15 protein-coding genes are annotated in these 15932 nt (G+C 69.4%); 11 read left to right on the top strand and 4 right to left on the bottom strand.

All coding sequences use genetic code 11. The features are described 5' to 3' along the window. Positions 1-55: 55 nt before the first annotated feature. Positions 56-1321 carry a D-inositol-3-phosphate glycosyltransferase gene (gene mshA / locus AC1DHY_RS02195; RefSeq protein ID WP_476878311.1) on the bottom strand — a complete coding sequence of 422 codons (1266 nt, stop codon included), beginning with the start codon at positions 1319-1321 and terminating at the stop codon, positions 56-58. A 97-nt stretch (positions 1322-1418) separates the two neighbouring features. Here mshA and AC1DHY_RS02190 point away from each other — a divergent pair, with 97 nt between their 5' ends. Further along, a complete protein-coding gene (locus tag AC1DHY_RS02190; protein ID WP_476878310.1) occupies positions 1419-1955 on the top strand; it encodes an N-acetyltransferase family protein in 537 nt (178 codons plus the stop codon). Here the strand turns inward: AC1DHY_RS02190 and AC1DHY_RS02185 are convergent. Continuing rightward, a complete protein-coding gene (locus AC1DHY_RS02185) occupies positions 1952-3415 on the bottom strand; it encodes a family 4 glycosyl hydrolase (RefSeq protein ID WP_476878309.1) in 1464 nt (487 codons plus the stop codon). The two genes, AC1DHY_RS02190 and AC1DHY_RS02185, sit on opposite strands and share 4 nt — an antisense overlap. An 82-nt stretch (positions 3416-3497) precedes the next feature. On the opposite strand from AC1DHY_RS02185, the gene AC1DHY_RS02180 reads away from it, so the two are divergent. The 6 genes from AC1DHY_RS02180 (at position 3498) to tsaD (ending at position 9110) form a co-directional block, all read left to right on the top strand. Next, entirely contained in the window at positions 3498-4589 is a 1092-nt protein-coding gene (locus tag AC1DHY_RS02180) for a carbohydrate kinase family protein (RefSeq protein ID WP_476878308.1), read from the top strand. A 349-nt stretch (positions 4590-4938) separates the two neighbouring features. Next, complete coding sequence (gene alr, locus AC1DHY_RS02175; RefSeq protein WP_476903096.1) at positions 4939-6156, top strand: alanine racemase; 1218 nt, start codon at positions 4939-4941, stop codon at positions 6154-6156. Then, positions 6153-6797 (top strand): tRNA (adenosine(37)-N6)-threonylcarbamoyltransferase complex ATPase subunit type 1 TsaE, encoded by a 645-nt coding sequence (tsaE, locus tag AC1DHY_RS02170; protein ID WP_476878306.1) that lies wholly within the window; start codon positions 6153-6155, stop codon positions 6795-6797. Before alr ends, tsaE begins: the two co-directional genes overlap by 4 nt. 2 nt (positions 6798-6799) lie before the next feature. After that, positions 6800-7471, top strand: coding sequence for a tRNA (adenosine(37)-N6)-threonylcarbamoyltransferase complex dimerization subunit type 1 TsaB (gene tsaB / locus AC1DHY_RS02165; protein ID WP_476878305.1), 672 nt, complete (start codon positions 6800-6802; stop codon positions 7469-7471). A 38-nt stretch (positions 7472-7509) separates the two neighbouring features. Continuing rightward, positions 7510-8010, top strand: coding sequence for a ribosomal protein S18-alanine N-acetyltransferase (gene rimI, locus AC1DHY_RS02160; RefSeq protein ID WP_476878320.1), 501 nt, complete (start codon positions 7510-7512; stop codon positions 8008-8010). Positions 8011-8018: 8 nt separating this feature from the next. Beyond that, complete coding sequence (gene tsaD / locus AC1DHY_RS02155; protein WP_476878319.1) at positions 8019-9110, top strand: tRNA (adenosine(37)-N6)-threonylcarbamoyltransferase complex transferase subunit TsaD; 1092 nt, start codon at positions 8019-8021, stop codon at positions 9108-9110. A gap of 37 nt (positions 9111-9147) precedes the next feature. Here tsaD and AC1DHY_RS02150 read toward each other — a convergent pair whose 3' ends face one another. Continuing rightward, positions 9148-10299 (bottom strand): glutamate--cysteine ligase, encoded by a 1152-nt coding sequence (locus AC1DHY_RS02150; protein WP_476878304.1) that lies wholly within the window; start codon positions 10297-10299, stop codon positions 9148-9150. 289 nt (positions 10300-10588) lie between these two features. Here AC1DHY_RS02150 and AC1DHY_RS02145 point away from each other — a divergent pair, with 289 nt between their 5' ends. After that, the gene (locus AC1DHY_RS02145) at positions 10589-11422 is read left to right on the top strand and encodes a shikimate 5-dehydrogenase (RefSeq protein WP_476878303.1); all 834 of its coding nucleotides are present in this window, start codon (positions 10589-10591) and stop codon (positions 11420-11422) included. Positions 11423-11475: 53 nt separating this feature from the next. Here the strand turns inward: AC1DHY_RS02145 and AC1DHY_RS02140 are convergent, their stop codons facing one another. Further along, positions 11476-12717, bottom strand: a complete 1242-nt coding sequence (locus AC1DHY_RS02140) for a class I SAM-dependent methyltransferase (protein ID WP_476878302.1) — start codon at positions 12715-12717, stop codon at positions 11476-11478. 56 nt (positions 12718-12773) lie between these two features. Here AC1DHY_RS02140 and AC1DHY_RS02135 point away from each other — a divergent pair, with 56 nt between their 5' ends. From AC1DHY_RS02135 to groL, 3 genes are all read left to right on the top strand, one after another. Further along, positions 12774-13199, top strand: coding sequence for a hypothetical protein (locus AC1DHY_RS02135; RefSeq protein ID WP_476878301.1), 426 nt, complete (start codon positions 12774-12776; stop codon positions 13197-13199). A gap of 657 nt (positions 13200-13856) precedes the next feature. Next, positions 13857-14153: a co-chaperone GroES gene (gene groES, locus AC1DHY_RS02130; RefSeq protein WP_056737866.1), complete on the top strand. Its 297-nt coding sequence runs from the start codon at positions 13857-13859 to the stop codon at positions 14151-14153. Positions 14154-14234: 81 nt separating this feature from the next. Continuing rightward, positions 14235-15845: a chaperonin GroEL gene (groL, locus tag AC1DHY_RS02125; RefSeq protein WP_476903095.1), complete on the top strand. Its 1611-nt coding sequence runs from the start codon at positions 14235-14237 to the stop codon at positions 15843-15845. Positions 15846-15932: the final 87 nt, after the last annotated feature.

Here is a 15932-nt window from a genome sequence, read left to right as displayed (position 1 = left end):
TGGCTTCGTGGGCTCCGGCCGGCGGTTCCACCCGGGAGGCCCGTCTGGCGTCCGGTCAGTGCGCGTGGCCCGCCGGGATGCTTCGACTTCCAAGGTACTGGACCAGTGCGGCCTGGTAGCTCTCCTGCGTGATCGCGGCGGTGCGTTGCCAGCCGAAATCCTGTGCGTGCACCGACGCGGCCCGGCCCATGTCCTCCCGGGTGGCCGGATCGTCGTGCAGCGCCTCCAGCGCATCCGCCCAGTCCGCCGCCTTGTGGCCCTCCACCAGCAGCCCGGTCCGGCCGTCGAAGATGGCCCGGGACAGCCCGCCGACCTTCGTGGCGACCACCGGCGTGCCGCAGGCCTGGGCCTCCAGGGCCACCAGCCCGAAGGACTCGCTGTAGGACGGCATCACCACGACGTCGGCCGAACGGTACCACCCGGCCAGTTTGGGCGCGCTGACCGGCGGGTGGTGTGTGACGACGTCGTCCATTCCGGCGGCGCTGATCAAGGACTTGAGGTCGAAATCCCGCGCCCCGCTCACCGCACCGAGGATGGTCAGCTGCAGGTCGATGTCCGGGCGCCGCGCACGCAGCAGCGCGGCCGCCTTGACCAGGATCTGCGGGCCCTTGAGCCGCTGGATCCGTCCGGCGAACAGCAGGTGGAACCGGCCCGGTGGGACGTTGTGCTCGGTGCGGGCTCGGCTTCGGAACGCGGGGGTAAAGACGGAAAGGTCCACCCCCGGGGGCGCGACGTCGATGCGGTCCGGGTCGGCGGCGTAGTGCGAGACCAGTTCCGCGGCCTCGGCGCCGGTATTGGCGATCAGCCGGGTGGCGCCGTCGACGATCCGGTGCTCACCGTCCTCACGCCGGCGCGGTTCGGGCTGCTCGCCGGACTCCAGGAGCAGGTTCTTGACCTTGGCCATGGTGTGCATGGTGTGTACCAGCGGCACCCCCCACAGCTCCGAAAGCTCCAGCCCGGCGACGCCCGAGACCCAATAGTGGGAATGGATGACGTCATAGCGGCCGTGCGGCTGGAGTTGGCGGATCCGGTCGATCTCCGCGACCATGCTGTGCAGCAGTGCCGGCAGTTCCTCTTTGGGGAGTTTCCGCGGCGGGCCGGCGAGGACGTTGTGGACGCAGACACCGGGTGACGGGTGCTCGACGGCGGCCTGCCCGGCCGCGGTGGACCTGGTGAAGATTTCCACTTCGACGCCGGTCTCGGCGAGTGCCGCCGCGAGGGCCCGGATGTACACGTTCATGCCGCCAGCGTCCCCGGAACCGGGCTGCTCCATGGGGGAGGTGTGCAGGGACAGGAACGCGACCCGGCGGACCAGCGGCATCTGCTTCCTTCCCTTGGCGTGACGTGGATTCGATAAAACACTACTCCTGTACAGCGGCCCGGCCGGCGGGGTCCCGCCTGATGCTAACGTGACGGCTGTGAACGCACCTGCACAAATCCCTCCCGCGGAGGCACCGTACCGGATCCGCGAGGCCACCGCTGAGGACTGGCCTGCCATCTGGGAGATCCTGGAGCCCGTCATCCGGGCAGGGGAGACGTTCACCTGGGAACGCGACACCACCGAGGACCAGGCGCGCAGCAAGTGGATCAAGACGTCCCCCGGCCAGACCTTCGTGGCGGTCGGGACCGGCGAGCTCGACGGCGTGGTGCTGGGCACCGGGGAGCTGCACGCGAACCAGGGCGGCGCGGGCAGCCACGTGGCCAACGCCGGCTACATGGTGGGGGCAACTCACGGCGGACGGGGTGTGGCCCGGGCCTTGTGCGCCTACTCGCTGGACGCCGCACGGGCCGCCGGGTTCCGTGCCATGCAGTTCAACGCCGTAGTGGAAAGCAATACCCGGGCTGTTGCGGCGTGGCAGGGCATGGGCTTCGAGATCCTGGCCACCATCCCGGAGGCCTTCCGGCACCCGCAGCTGGGCTACGTGGGCCTGCACGTGATGTACCGCCGGCTCTAGGCGTCCGCGGTCCACAGCTCCGTGAGCGCGGGGAACGCGGCCTCATATCCGGCCAGCAGCCGTCCGGCGAGTACTTCCGAATCGACCAGGGGATGCCGGGCGAAGGCCGCCAGCGCCGCCTCCCGCCGGTCGAAGGGCGCGTCCGTGCCTGACGACGGGCCGTCCGCGCCGGACGACGGCGCGTCAGCGCCCCGCGGCCCGGCCGCCCGGACCACCAGCCGTTCCACCTCCTTGATCCGCCGCATCAACGCCAGCTGCGCTTCCGCCGGGCGGTCCTGCGGCAGCGGCACCACGCCGTCGGCGTTCACCCGGCAGGGAACCTCGACGACGGCGTCCGCCGGGAGGCCGGGAATCGCGGCCGACACGGCGCCGCCGGGCCCGGGCACCGCATTGGGGGTGTTGAGGACCAGCTCGGCGTCCCCGCCGCCGGAGAGCGCCCGCATGACCGCCAGCGCGACGCGTTCGTACCCGCCGCCGGCCAGGTCCTCTTCGTCCCGCTGTTCGCCGGCGGTCCGGGCATCGGCCAGGTATCCCTCTTCCCGGGAGCGGCGGGCGGCGTCCCAGAGCCGGTAGGCGTCGGGGCCCCCGGAAGCGAGCCGCGGGTAGAGTCCGGACTGCTGCTGGTGGATGGATTCCCCGCGGGTCTGCGGTGCGGCCTGCATGGCGGCCACGGCGCGGGCGGTGTTGTAGTAGTAATACAGGTACTCGTTCGGCAGGCAGCCCAAGTCCGCCAGGAACGGCTGCGGGAACAGGCGGCCCTCTTCGAAGCCGGCCAGGGCGCCGGGGCTGGCGAGCAGGTCCGGGAGGACGTCACGTCCGCCGGACCGGAGCCGGTACAGCCAGCCCAGATGGTTAAGCCCGTAATAGCCCACCCCGTCCAGCCGCCCCTCCGGGAGGACGACGCCGGCGGCCCGCGCCGCTCGGTGCACCAGCCCGCCGGCCGAGTCGCAGATCCCCACCACCCTGCCGCCGAGCTCAGGGACCAGCGCCTCGGTGACCATCCCGGCCGGATTGGTGAAGTTGACCAGCCACGCTTCCGGGCAGAGGCGTTTCATGGACCGGGCCAGGTCCAGCATGGGCGGGATGGTGCGCAGGGCGTAGGAAATACCGCCCGCCCCGGTGGTCTCCTGGCCCAGCAACCCCAGCCTCTGGGCCACCCGCTCGTCGGCGGTCCGCCCCGCGGTGCCGCCCGGACGGATGGCCGCGAAGACCATGTGCGTGCCGGTCAGGGCCTCGGCCAGGGAGGTGGTGGCCAGGATGGGCGGGCCGCCGCGGGCAGCACCCTCGGCGGCCGCAGGCCCCGGCATGGCGGCCAGCACGGCCCGGATCGCAGCGAGCCGGCCGGCGTCGACGTCGTAGAGCACCAGCTCGCGCACCAGCCCGGCGTAGGGGCCGGCGGAGAGCGCCCGGTAGACCAGCGGCACGCGGAATCCGCCGCCGCCGGCAATCATTAGCCGCATGCCTGCAGTCTATTCGGCACCCGGGCCACGGGCCCGGAGCGCCGCCTTTCGCGGGGTACCGGGACGGCGTAGTGTGCCGTGTATGGACGCGATCCCAGCGCCGCGCTTCGACCCGCTCGCCGCCGTCCGGACCCCCGGGGCGGGCGGCTTCGACCTGCTCCTGACGGGCACCGTGTTCCAGGACATCATCTTCACCGGGTTGCCGCATGCACCCCGGCCCGGCACCGAGATCTGGAGCGACGGGATGGGCAGCTGCCCGGGCGGGGTGGCCAACCAGGCCATCGCCGCGGCCCGGCTGGGGCTGCGCACCGCGCTGGCCGCCGCGTTCGGCGATGACGGCTACGGCGACTACAACTGGAAGATCCTGGACCGGCAGGAACACGTTGACCTGTCGCTGTCCCGGCGTGTCCCGGGATGGCATTCCCCGGTCACCGTGTCGCTCAGCGTCGAGAAGGACCGCTCCATGGTGACCCACGGGCATCCGGCGCCGGTCTCCTCCACCGAGCTCATCGGCTGCCCGCCGCCCGCGCTCGCCGCCGTCGCCGAACTGGGCGAGGAACTGGAACCCTGGGCCGTCGACGCGCACCGGGCCGGCGTCCGGCTGTTTGGTGACGTCGGCTGGGATCCCACGGGCACATGGGCGCAGTCCCGGCTGGAGAACCTGAAATACTTCCACGCCTTCCTGCCCAACCAGCAGGAGGCCATGGCGTTCACCGGCAAGGACAACCCGTGGGCCGCGCTGTATGCGCTCGCGGACCAAGTCCCCGTGGCCGTGGTGACGCTGGGTCCGCAGGGCGCCATGGCGGTGGACTCCGAGACCGGCGAGGAGGAGTGGGTTCCTGCGCTGCCGGTCCCGGCCTACGACCCCACCGGGGCGGGGGACTGCTTCGGCGCCGCGTTTATTGTGGGCTGCCTGGCGGGCTGGCCACTGGGGGACCGGCTGCGGTTCGCCAACCTTTGCGCGGCCCTGGCCGTGCAGCACGTCGGCGGGTCGCTGGCCGCGCCCGGCTGGGGCGACCTCGCCGACTGGTGGCAGCGCGCGAATGCCCGCAAGGAGCGCCAGGGCAGCCAGTGGTTGCGCCGCTACCGCTTTCTGGAGGATATCGTCCGTGACGTGCCGCCGGAAGCGCAACGGCGGGCGACGGCGACCATCGCGCATCTCTCCGACGCGTAGGGGTGGGCGTTGCCGGGGGTGGCTGCGTGGCCTGGATAGCTTGTCGCGGACGGACATGCCCATCCCTGGGCGCGGCGGGTGGGCATACTCGGTAAGTGTCCAGTGGGTGGCGTGAAGGATGGACATGCCCGTTGGTGGTCCGGGCCTTGAGTCGTGTCCGCGGACGGACATGCCCATTCCTGGGCATGGGGGGGTGGGCATATTCCGTAAGTGTCCAGTGGTGGGCGTGAAGGATGGACATGTCCGTTGGTGGTCCGGGGCGGGAGTCCTGTCCACCGATGGGCATGTCCATCCCTGCCCGGCGATCGCGGAATTCAGCACGCCCTGCGACCACCCGTAGAATCGAACGGTGATATACCCAGCAGCAACAGGTGATTTCCGGCCCGCGGCGGAAGCCGGGACCGACCGGGTCGAGGAACGCTCGGCCGTCATTGACCTTGAGGCCATCCGGCACAATGTGCGGCGTCTGGCAGCGGTCGCTTCCCCGGCAAAGGTGATGGCCGTCGTCAAGGCAGACGCCTACGGGCACGGGGCCATCCCGGTGGCCCGGGCGGCGCTCAGCGCAGGGGCCAGTTGGCTCGGTGTCGCGCACATCTCGGAGGCCCTTGCCCTGCGTGCCGCCGGCATCGACGCCCCGCTGCTGGCCTGGCTGCACACCCCGGAAAGCAACTTTGCCGCCGCCGTCGCGGCCGGGATCGACATTGGCTGCTCCGGCTGGGAGCTGGGCCAGATCGTGGCCGCCGCCCGCGAACAGGAGCGCCCGGCCCGGATCCACCTGAAAGTGGACACCGGCCTCGGCCGCAACGGGGCCACCCTCGCCTCCTGGGACACCCTGCTGGGCGAGGCCATGGAATATCAGGACCAGGGCCTGCTGCGCGTCGTCGGGATCTTCTCGCACCTCGCCGTCGCCGATGAGCCCGAGCGCCCCGAGACCGACCAGCAACTGGCCGCTTTCCGCGAAATCCTCGCGATGGCGCAGGACGCCGGCGTCGACCCCGAAGTCCGGCACCTCGCCAACACCCCGGCGACGCTGTCCCGCCCCGACACCCACTTCGACCTGGTCCGGGTGGGGCTCGGCATCTACGGCCTGTCCCCGTTCGAAGAGCAGGGGTCCGCGGAGGTGGGGCTGCGGCCGGCGATGACGGTCCGGACGCTTGTCTCGCACTGCAAGGACGTCCCCGCCGGCCAGGGTGTCTCCTACGGCCTCAACTACCGCACCGCCGGCGCCAGCACACTGGGCCTCGTCCCGCTGGGCTATGCCGACGGCGTTCCCCGCGTCGCCACGGGCGGACCCATCCGGGTGGGCGGGGTGAACTATCCCGTGGTTGGCCGCATCGCGATGGACCAGATGGTGATCGACCTCGGCCCGCTCCACGTCACCGAGGGCGGCCCCAGCGTGCTGGGCGCCGAAGCCGTGATGTTCGGTGACGGCGCCGACGGCGGCCCCACCGCCGAGGACTGGGCCAGGGCCGCGGGAACCAACAATTACGAAATCGTCACCCGCATCAGCCCCCGCGTGCCCCGGCGCTACATCAACGAAGAGGCCACCAGCGGGGCAGCCCAGTGAGCGAACCTGCCTGGGAGCGGACCCTCGAGGTGGGTACCGCTGAACAGACCCACGCGCTCGCAGCCGCCCTCGGTGCAGGGCTGGAGGCCGGTGACCTGTTGGTCCTCACGGGCGAACTCGGCGCCGGGAAAACCACGTTCACCCAGGGACTGGGGGAGGGCCTCGGCGTTCGCGCCGGGGTCATCTCGCCCACGTTTGTACTGGTCCGGATCCACCCCAACCTGCCCGACGGGCCCCGTCCCGGCGGTCCCGACCTGGTCCACGTGGATGCCTACAGGCTCGCGTCTGCCGCTGAAATCGACGACATCGACCTCGAAAACACCATGGACAGCGCGGTCACGGTGGTGGAATGGGGCCGCGACCGGGTGGAGCACCTGAGCGAGAGCCGGCTGGAGATTGAGCTGTACCGCCAGCTCGGCGGCGCCCACGCGGTCGGCGCGCCCCAGCCGCACGACGACGGCGGCGCCCCGCAGCCCGCCCCCACCGACACCGTCCCCGCCGACGTCGTCCTCGATTTCGACACCGACGACGCCGACGAGCCCCGCACCGTGGTCTTCCGCGGCTTCGGTCCGCGCTGGGCCGAGCCGCCGGCCGTCCTCGCCGCACCGCCCGGACGTCCCGCAACCCCGGAAACGGACTGAAGATGCTGATCCTTGCCATTGATACCTCGGCCGTTGCCAGCGCCGCCCTCGTTTCGGACGATTCACCGGAATCGGTGGTGGGCAGCTTCGCCACCGAGGACACCCGCAGCCACGCCGAGGTCCTGGCCCCCGGCATCGCCCAGCTCCTCGCCGAAGCCGGCCTCAGCGGGGCCGACGTCGACGTCATCGTCGCCGGGGTAGGCCCGGGACCGTTCACCGGCCTGCGCTCCGGCATCGTCACCGCCCGCAGCCTTGCGTACGTCTGGCAGAAACCGTTGTACGGGCTGATGAGCCTGGACGCGATCGCCCTGGAGGTGGCCGAGTCCACCGAGGGGGCCGCCGAATTCATCGTCGCCACCGACGCCCGGCGCAAAGAGGTCTACTGGGCCCGCTACGCCCTGGCCGACGGCCAGCTTCCGGAACTGCTCGACGGGCCCCACGTAGGCTTCGCTGCCGGCCTGCCCAACCTGCCCGTCTTCGGTGCGGGCGCCGGGCTCTACCCCGAAGTCCTCGACGCCGTACCCGGATTCGCCGGACGCCAGCCCGAGGCGCTGTCCCTCGGCCAGTTCGCGCTCGCCCGGCTCACTGCCGGACAACAGCTGTTGGACACCACACCGCTGTACCTGCGCGAGTCCGACGCCCAGGTCCCCGGCCCGCGGAAGCGCGCCCTGTGACCGCCGCGCAGACCCCGGCGGGTGCCAATCCTGCCGGGATGAGCCTCCGGCCGATGACGCCGGCGGACATTCCCGCCGTCCATGTCCTGGAGTGCCGGCTGTTCCCGGTGGACGCCTGGCCGCTGCAGATGTTCTTCGATGAACTCGCGCAGACCGAAACGCGGCGCTACCTCGTTGCGGAGTCCGCCGGCGAGATCGTCGGCTATGCGGGTCTGATGTGCATCGAGCCCATCGCGGACGTCCAGACCATCGCCGTCGTGCCCGAACAGGAGGGGCGCGGCATCGGCTCCGCGCTGCTGACCGAACTAATCCGGGAAAGCCGGCTGCGGCATGCCGCGGACGTGCTGCTGGAGGTACGGGCCGACAACCCCCGTGCGCAGCAGCTTTACCGGCGTTTCGGCTTCGAGCAGATCCACGTCCGCCCGCGCTACTACCGGGACGGCGTTGATGCGCTGATCATGCGCCTGCAACTGCACACGGACGGCCGGCCGGCGGCCGGTACCGACGACACCCAGCCAACGGAAGCGGGCCGAGAATGAGCCACCCCCTGCACAGCTCCCAGCCACTGGTGCTGGGGATCGAGTCCTCGTGCGACGAGACCGGCGTGGGCATTGTCCGCGGCACCCGGCTGCTGGCCAACACGGTCTCCTCGTCCATGGAGGAGCACGTCCGCTTCGGCGGTGTCATTCCCGAGATCGCCTCCCGCGCCCACCTCGATGCGTTTGTTCCCACCCTCCAGGAGGCCCTCGCCGATGCTGACGTGGCGCTGGACGACATCGACGCGATCGCCGTCACCTCCGGGCCCGGTCTCGCAGGCGCTCTGATGGTGGGCGTGTGCGCGGCCAAGGCGCTCGCCGTCGCCACCGGCAAACCGCTGTACGCCATCAACCACCTGGTGGCGCACGTCGGCGTCGGGCTGCTCGACACCGGCGACGACGGCGGACCGCAGGTCCCAGCCCTGCCCGAAAATCTCGGCGCGCTCCTGGTGTCCGGCGGCCATACCGAGATCCTGCGGATCCGCAGCATCACCGACGACGTCGAACTCCTGGGCTCCACGATCGACGACGCCGCCGGCGAGGCCTACGACAAGGTGGCCCGGCTCCTGGGCCTCGGCTACCCCGGAGGCCCGGCCATCGACAAACTGGCGCGCACCGGCAATGCGAAGGCCATCCGGTTCCCGCGCGGCCTCACCCAGCCCAAGTACATGGGGACCGCGGAGGAACCCGGCCCGCACCGTTACGACTGGTCCTTCAGCGGACTCAAGACCGCCGTCGCACGCTGCGTGGAGCAGTTCGAGGCCCGCGGCGAAGAGGTGCCGGTGGCCGACGTCGCGGCGGCCTTCCAGGAAGCCGTGGTGGATGTGATCACGGCCAAGGCGGTGCTGGCCTGCCGCGAGAACGGCATTACCGAGCTGCTGCTGGGCGGGGGAGTGGCGGCCAACTCGCGGCTGCGCCAGCTTACCGAACAGCGCTGCCGTGCCGCCGGCATCCGGCTGACGGTGCCGCCGCTGCAGCTCTGCACGGACAACGGCGCCATGGTGGCGGCGTTGGGTGCGCAGCTGGTGATGTCCGGGACCGCGCCGAGCGGGATCGGCTTCGCCCCCGACTCGTCGATGCCCGTGACCTCGGTGTCCGCCTAACGGCCAGCCGGGAGCCCGAGGAGAACCCGCAGGCTGTCTACGCTTCGGGTCCCTTGCGCATCTGGTCGACGAGGTCCAGGACGACGGCGCGCAGGTCACCGCCGTGCTCCGCGGCCACCCGGCGCTGACGCTGGTAGCCGGCGCCGCGCTCGATGATCTTCTCGACGTCGGCCAGCTCCGCGGTGCAGCCGAGCTTCGCGGCGACGGGTTCGAGCCGGGCCAGCGTCTCCCGCAGGTGGTCGGTGACCAGCTGTTCGTTGCCTTCGGCGTCGAGGATGATGATGGCCTCCAGGCCGTAGCGGGCCGCCCGCCACTTGTTCTCCTGTACGTGCCACGGCGGCATGGTGGGGATGGTGCCGCCGTTGTCCAGGATGGTGGAGAACTCGTCCACGAGGCACTGGGTGAGGGCCGCGATCGCGCCGACTTCCTCAATGGTGGCCAGGCCGTCGCAGATGCGCATTTCGATGGTGCCGAGGTTGGGAACCGGGCGGATGTCCCAGCGGATCTCGGAGAGGGTATCGATCACCCCGGTGGTGAACATGTCCTGGACGTAGGACTCGTATTCCTGCCAGCTGGCGAACTGGAACGGCAGTCCCGCCGTCGGCAGCTGCTGGAACATCAGCGCGCGGTGCGAGGCGTAGCCGGTGTCCTCGCCGCCCCAGAACGGGCTGGACGCGGAGAGTGCCTGGAAGTGCGGGAAGTAATTGACCAGTCCGTCCAGGACGGGCAGGACCTTGTCGCGGCTGTCCAGGCCTACGTGCACGTGGACGCCGTAGATGACCATCTGCCGGCCCCACCACTGGGTGCGGTCGATCAGCTTCGCGTACCGTTCCTTGTCCGTGACGGGCTGCAGCTGCGGGGGGCTGAACGGGTGGCTGCCGGCGCAGAAGACCTCCACACCCATGGGGTCGGTCACTTCGCGGACAGCGGCGAGTGAACTGTTCAGGTCCGCTTTGGCTTCCGCCACGGTGGTGCAGATGCCGGTGACGAGTTCCACGGTGTTCAGCAGCAGTTCCTGCTTGATGTGCGGGTGTTCGTCATCCTCGTTCAGTTCGGGGTGCCGGGCAGCGACGCCGCGGAGCACTTCGCCGGCCACGGAGGCCAGTTCACCGGTCTCTGCGTTGACTAGCGCGAGTTCCCATTCCACACCAAGAGTTGATTGCCCGGATGAAGCGAAATCAATCTTCATGTGGTCCCTTCGCTGTTGTGTCGCCCGCCAGTGCTGCGCGCCATGAATGCCCGGTTGTGCTGTGATGCGTGACGGCCTGAACCGACTGCCCCAATGACGGCCTGAACTGACGGTTTGTCCCCACCGTCGGCGTCGGCGTTGGCGTCCGCCGCGGAAGCGGCCTGCTGCGGCACGGCAACGGTGCTCCAAGTCTAGTGCAGGGGTGGCGGCGGACTGGCGGCCAGGTGGCGGCTGTTACGTGAGAGTGTTCACATGGGGCGGCCGCGGCGGGGTGGCGTTTAATTGTGCTGTGCCCATCCTGAATAAAGACATGACCCTGTGCATCTCGCTCTCGGCCCGGCCGAGCAACAACGGAACGCGCTTCCACAACCACCTCTACGACCAGCTGGGCCTGAACTGGATCTATAAGGCCTTCGCCCCCACTGACCTCGCCCAGGCCATCGCCGGCGTGCGGGGCCTCGGGATCCGCGGGTGTGCGGTGTCGATGCCCTACAAGGAGGACGTCATCGCCCTGGTGGACGCGATGGACCCGTCGGCACGGGCGATCGAGTCGGTCAACACGATCGTGAACGACGGCGGCCGGCTCACGGCGTACAACACCGACTACACCGCCATCGAGCAGCTGCTGCAGCGCAACGCGGTCCCCGCCGACTACTCGGTGTGGCTGCTGGGCGCCGGCGGCATGGCGAAGGCGACGGCGGCGGCCCTCCGCGATGCGGGTTTCCGGCGGGTCACCATCATCGCCCGCAACGAGGAGGCCGGCCGGGCACTCGCCGGCCTGTATGGCTTCGACTGGCTCGCGGCGATTCCCGCCACGGGGACGGGCGCCGGGGCCGCGGACATGCTCATCAATGTGACGCCGGTGGGCATGGCAGGCGGCCCGGACGCCGACGCGCTGTCCTTCCCGCAAGCCGCAGTGGACGCCGCGAAGGTGGTGTTCGACGTCGTCGCCCTGCCAGCCGAGACACCCCTGATCAAGGCGGCACGCGCGGCCGGCAAACCCGTCATCACCGGAGCCGAAGTGGCCACCATCCAGGCGCTCGAACAGTTTGTGCTCTACACCGGCGTGCGGCCCGACGCCGAGCAGGTCCGTGCCGCCGAGGAGTTCATGCGCGCCCAGTAGCGGGCCTGTAGCGGGCCTGTTTGTTTATGCGGACTCGGCTCGGGCCGTTGGGCTCAGGCGGACTCGGCTGACACCGGCTCCACCGAAATGGCCACCCGTTCCTCGCCGATCCTGGTCAGGACCAGGGTGGCCGTCTTCTTCGCCGCATTCTTGCCGGTCTTGCCGCCCGGGAGCAGCTGCTTGCGGAGTTCCTCAGGAGTGACGGCGGTGCCGCGCTTCTTGATGTCCAGGACGCCGACGCCGTTGTCCCGCACCCAGGCCTTGAGGAGCTTGACGTTGAACGGCAGCACTTCCAGGACCTTGTAAGCGCGGGCGAAGGGGCTGTCGCGCAGGTCCGGTGCGCAGATGTAGGCGATGTGTTCATCCAGCAGGTGCCCGCCCAGCTGGAGCGCGACGTCGGCCACCAGGCCGGCGCGGATCACGGCGCCGTCGGGCTCATAGAGGTAGCCCTCCACCGGGCCCACGGGGGCCTCGGGTCCGGCGTCGAAGTCCTCGGTGCTGGTGAGTTCCGCGGCGCCCTGCGGCCCCAGGACCAGCGCGGCGCGCCGGATTCCGGGCCGGCGGACCGCGTTGAACCAGAGCGCCACCTCGGTGACGTCGCCGCCCACCGAAACCCATTGGGCCTCGCAGCCGGCGGGCACGGAGGCGTGCGGCATGCCGGGGCCCATCTTCACGCCCACGGCGCGGCCCGAACCTGCCAGCGATTCCACAAAGGACAGCGGCGGCGAGAAATCTTCCGGATCCCAGAGCCGTTTGGTTCCCGAGGACGAGGTGGTGCGCCGTGCAGGGTCGAGCCAGACTCCGTCGATCCCCTCGAGCGGGACGGCGGCGGCGTCGGCGTGGACGACGGTGGCGTTCCGGAACGGGATCAGGTTCATGGTGGCGCAGGCGGCGGTGGTTTCATCGAGTTCCACGGCGGTGACCGTGATGTCCAGGGAGGCCAGAGCCATGGAGTCGGCGCCCAGGCCGCAGCCCAGGTCCGCCACGTGGGCCACCCCGGCCTCGGCGAAGCGCTGCGCATGCCGTGCAGCCACGGTCAGCCGTGTGGCCTGTTCCAGGCCGGCCCGGGTGAAAATCATCTGCCGCGCGAACTCGCCAAACTTGGCCTCGGCCTTGGTCCGCAGCCGGGACTGGGTGAGTGCCGCGGAGACCAGTTCGGGGGAGTGCCCGGCCTTCCGGAGCGAGGCGTTTAGGCGGAAAGCCTCCTCCTCCCGGTAGGGCCCGAGCGACGCGAGCAGCTCCCAGCCTTCCGGATTGAGCAGCGGGGCGATCTGGTCCTGCGTCGTCTCAGCCATGCCATCAAGCGTAGTTCAGGCGCGGAACGCCCGGCGCGACCGATAGGCTGGACGGCATGAACGGCAGGGACACAAACGACTTCGGCACGGCAGGCACCAGCGAGCAAACCGGCGGGGAGGCCGCGGCGGAGGCCGTGCGCAGCACGGGCATTGCGCGTTTTGCGCGACCGGCCCTGATCGCGGGCTGCGTGGTCGCGGTCGTCTGCGTGGCCTTGCTGGTCATCATCTTCTTCCTGGATTCCTTCAACGCGACCGTCTACTCCGTGGGCGGCAAGGACGTGAAGGACGCCACGGACGAGGCGCGGGCCATCCGTGACACCTACGCCGCAGCCAAGGTTGGCGGCATAATCTTCCTCGTGCTGGGCGCGCTGGCTGCACTCGCAGGCGGCTTCGTCCTGTACCGCGAACGCAATTCGACCCCCCGCATCGACGAGGACGACGACGGCCAGGACTGGGATTACGAGGACCTCGCCGGGGAGTAGGCGGGCTGGGGGTGTCGGGTTCCGGGGGGTGCCCCCTACCGCCCACGATGGACATGTCCATTTTTCAGTGCCAGGAGTGGGCATGATCCGGATATGTCCACTGGTCGGTGCCACCACTGGACATGTCCATCCTTCGGCGCCAACGTTGAGCGTGCCCGCAAGTACTCCTCGGACATGTCCCTAGTTCAGAGCGGGGCCGCGATGGACATGCCCATTCTTCAGCGCCAGGACTGGGCATAACCCGGATATGTCCACTGTCAGGTCCCACCAATGAGCATGTCCATCCTTCGGCGTCAACGTCGCGCATGTCCGCAAGCACTCCGCGGGACATGTCCAGCGGCGACACGCCCCAACCGGCATGTCCATTGTTCAGAGCCAGGACTGGGCATGCGCATCGGGACCACTGGGCATGTCCATCGGCCGGCGCGAAGGATGGGCATGTCCGTCTCAGGCGTTCACCCACGACGAACTTCTGGCACTCACCTTGACCGAGTGCTAACACCTTACATAGAGTCGTCGTTAGCACTCTCCCTAGGCGGGTGCTAACACCTGAAGCTTCACCAGCCTGGCTGCTGCCGGCACCGCGACGACGGTCTGTACGCCTTGGCACCACAGCTTCAACGTCCACGAATTTGCTGATGAAAAGGAGAGGTCCGAGTGTCGGTCTCTATTAAGCCTCTTGAGGATCGTATTGTTGTCCGCCCGCTCGAAGCTGAGCAGACCACGGCTTCCGGCCTGGTTATCCCGGACTCCGCGCAGGAGAAGCCGCAGGAAGGCGAAGTTGTCGCAGTTGGCCCCGGCCGCTTTGACGACAACGGCAACCGCGTTCCCGTAGACGTCGCCGTCGGCGATGTTGTCATCTACTCCAAGTACGGCGGAACCGAAGTCAAGACCGGCGGCGTCGAGTACCTCGTGCTGTCCGCCCGCGACGTTCTGGCGATCGTCGTAAAGTAACTCTCTTGGACCCCCGCGCCGCCGCTCCGTCACTTTAGAACGGGACGGCTGCGCGGGGTTCTGTCTTGAAAGGACAAATCCATGGCAAAGCAGCTTGCGTTTAACGACGCTGCCCGCCGGTCGCTTGAAGCCGGCATCGATAAGCTCGCCAACACGGTCAAGGTCACGCTTGGCCCGCGCGGCCGCAACGTCGTGCTGGACAAGAAGTGGGGCGCCCCCACGATCACCAACGACGGTGTGACCATCGCCCGCGAAGTGGAACTGGACGACCCCTACGAAAACCTTGGCGCACAGCTCGCCAAGGAGGTCGCCACCAAGACCAACGACGTCGCCGGTGACGGCACCACCACGGCCACCGTGCTGGCCCAGGCCCTGGTCAAGGAAGGCCTGCGCAACGTAGCCGCCGGCGCCGCCCCGGGCCAGATCAAGCGCGGCATCGAGGTCTCCGTCGAGGCCGTTGCAGCCCGCCTGCTCGAGAACGCCCGCCCGGTCGAGGGCACCCAGGTGGCCAACGTGGCCGCCATTTCCGCGCAGAGCGACGAGGTCGGCGAACTGCTGGCCGAGGCGTTCGGCAAGGTCGGCAAGGATGGTGTGATCACCATCGAGGAGTCCTCCACCACGCAGACCGAGCTGGTTCTCACCGAGGGCATGCAGTTCGACAAGGGCTACCTGTCTCCGTACTTCGTCACCGACGCGGAACGCCAGGAAGCAGTCCTTGAGGACGCCCTCATCCTGATCAACCAGGGCAAGATCTCCTCCGTACAGGAATTCCTGCCGCTGCTGGAGAAGGCGCTGCAGAGCTCCAAGCCGCTGTTCATCATTGCTGAAGACGTCGACGGCGAGGCTCTCTCCACGCTGATCGTCAACCGCATCCGTGGCACCCTGAACGTCGTTGCCGTCAAGGCACCGGGCTTCGGCGACCGCCGCAAGGCCATGCTGCAGGACATCGCGACCCTCACCGGCGCCCAGGTTGTGTCCCCGGAGCTGGGTCTGAGCCTGGATTCGGTTGGCCTTGAGGTGCTCGGCACCGCCCGCCGTATCACCGTGACGAAGGACAACACCACCATTGTTGACGGTGCCGGTTCCGCCGAGGACGTCGCCGCCCGCGTCGCGCAGCTGCGCGCCGAGCTGACCCGCACCGACTCGGACTGGGACAAGGAAAAGCTGCAGGAACGCCTGGCCAAGCTGGCCGGCGGCATCGGCGTGATCAAGGTCGGCGCAGCCACCGAGGTCGAGCTGAAGGAAAAGAAGCACCGCATCGAGGACGCCGTGTCCTCCACCCGCGCCGCCCTTGAAGAGGGCATCGTGGCCGGCGGCGGCTCCGCCCTCATCCACGCCCTTAAGGCGCTCGACGAGGATCCGGCAGTCCAGGCGCTCGACGGCGACGCGGCAGCTGCCGTGGGCATCGTCCGCCGGGCACTGACCCAGCCGCTGCGCTGGATCGCCCAGAACGCCGGCTTCGACGGCTACGTCGTCGTCGCCAAGGTGGCCGAATCCGCCGTCAACCAGGGCTTCAACGCCAAGACCGGCGAATACGAAGACCTGATCGGCGCCGGTGTCATCGACCCGGTCAAGGTCACGCGTGCGGCCCTCCGCAACGCGGCGTCCATCGCGGCGCTGGTCCTCACCACCGAAACCCTCGTGGTGGAAAAGCCGGCCGAAGAAGACGAGCACGCCGGACACCAGCACTAAGGTTTCCGCGCACTCGCTAGGCGCAAAAGAAGGACCGGACCAGCACTGCTGGTCCGGTCCTTCTTCCGTTTGCGGCCCGTCCGTCCG

The organism is Arthrobacter sp. 05L44 (genome assembly GCF_056397605.1).
The sequence above is the reverse complement of the archived record's forward strand: the minus strand, read 5'-3'. Positions and strand labels throughout refer to the sequence as shown.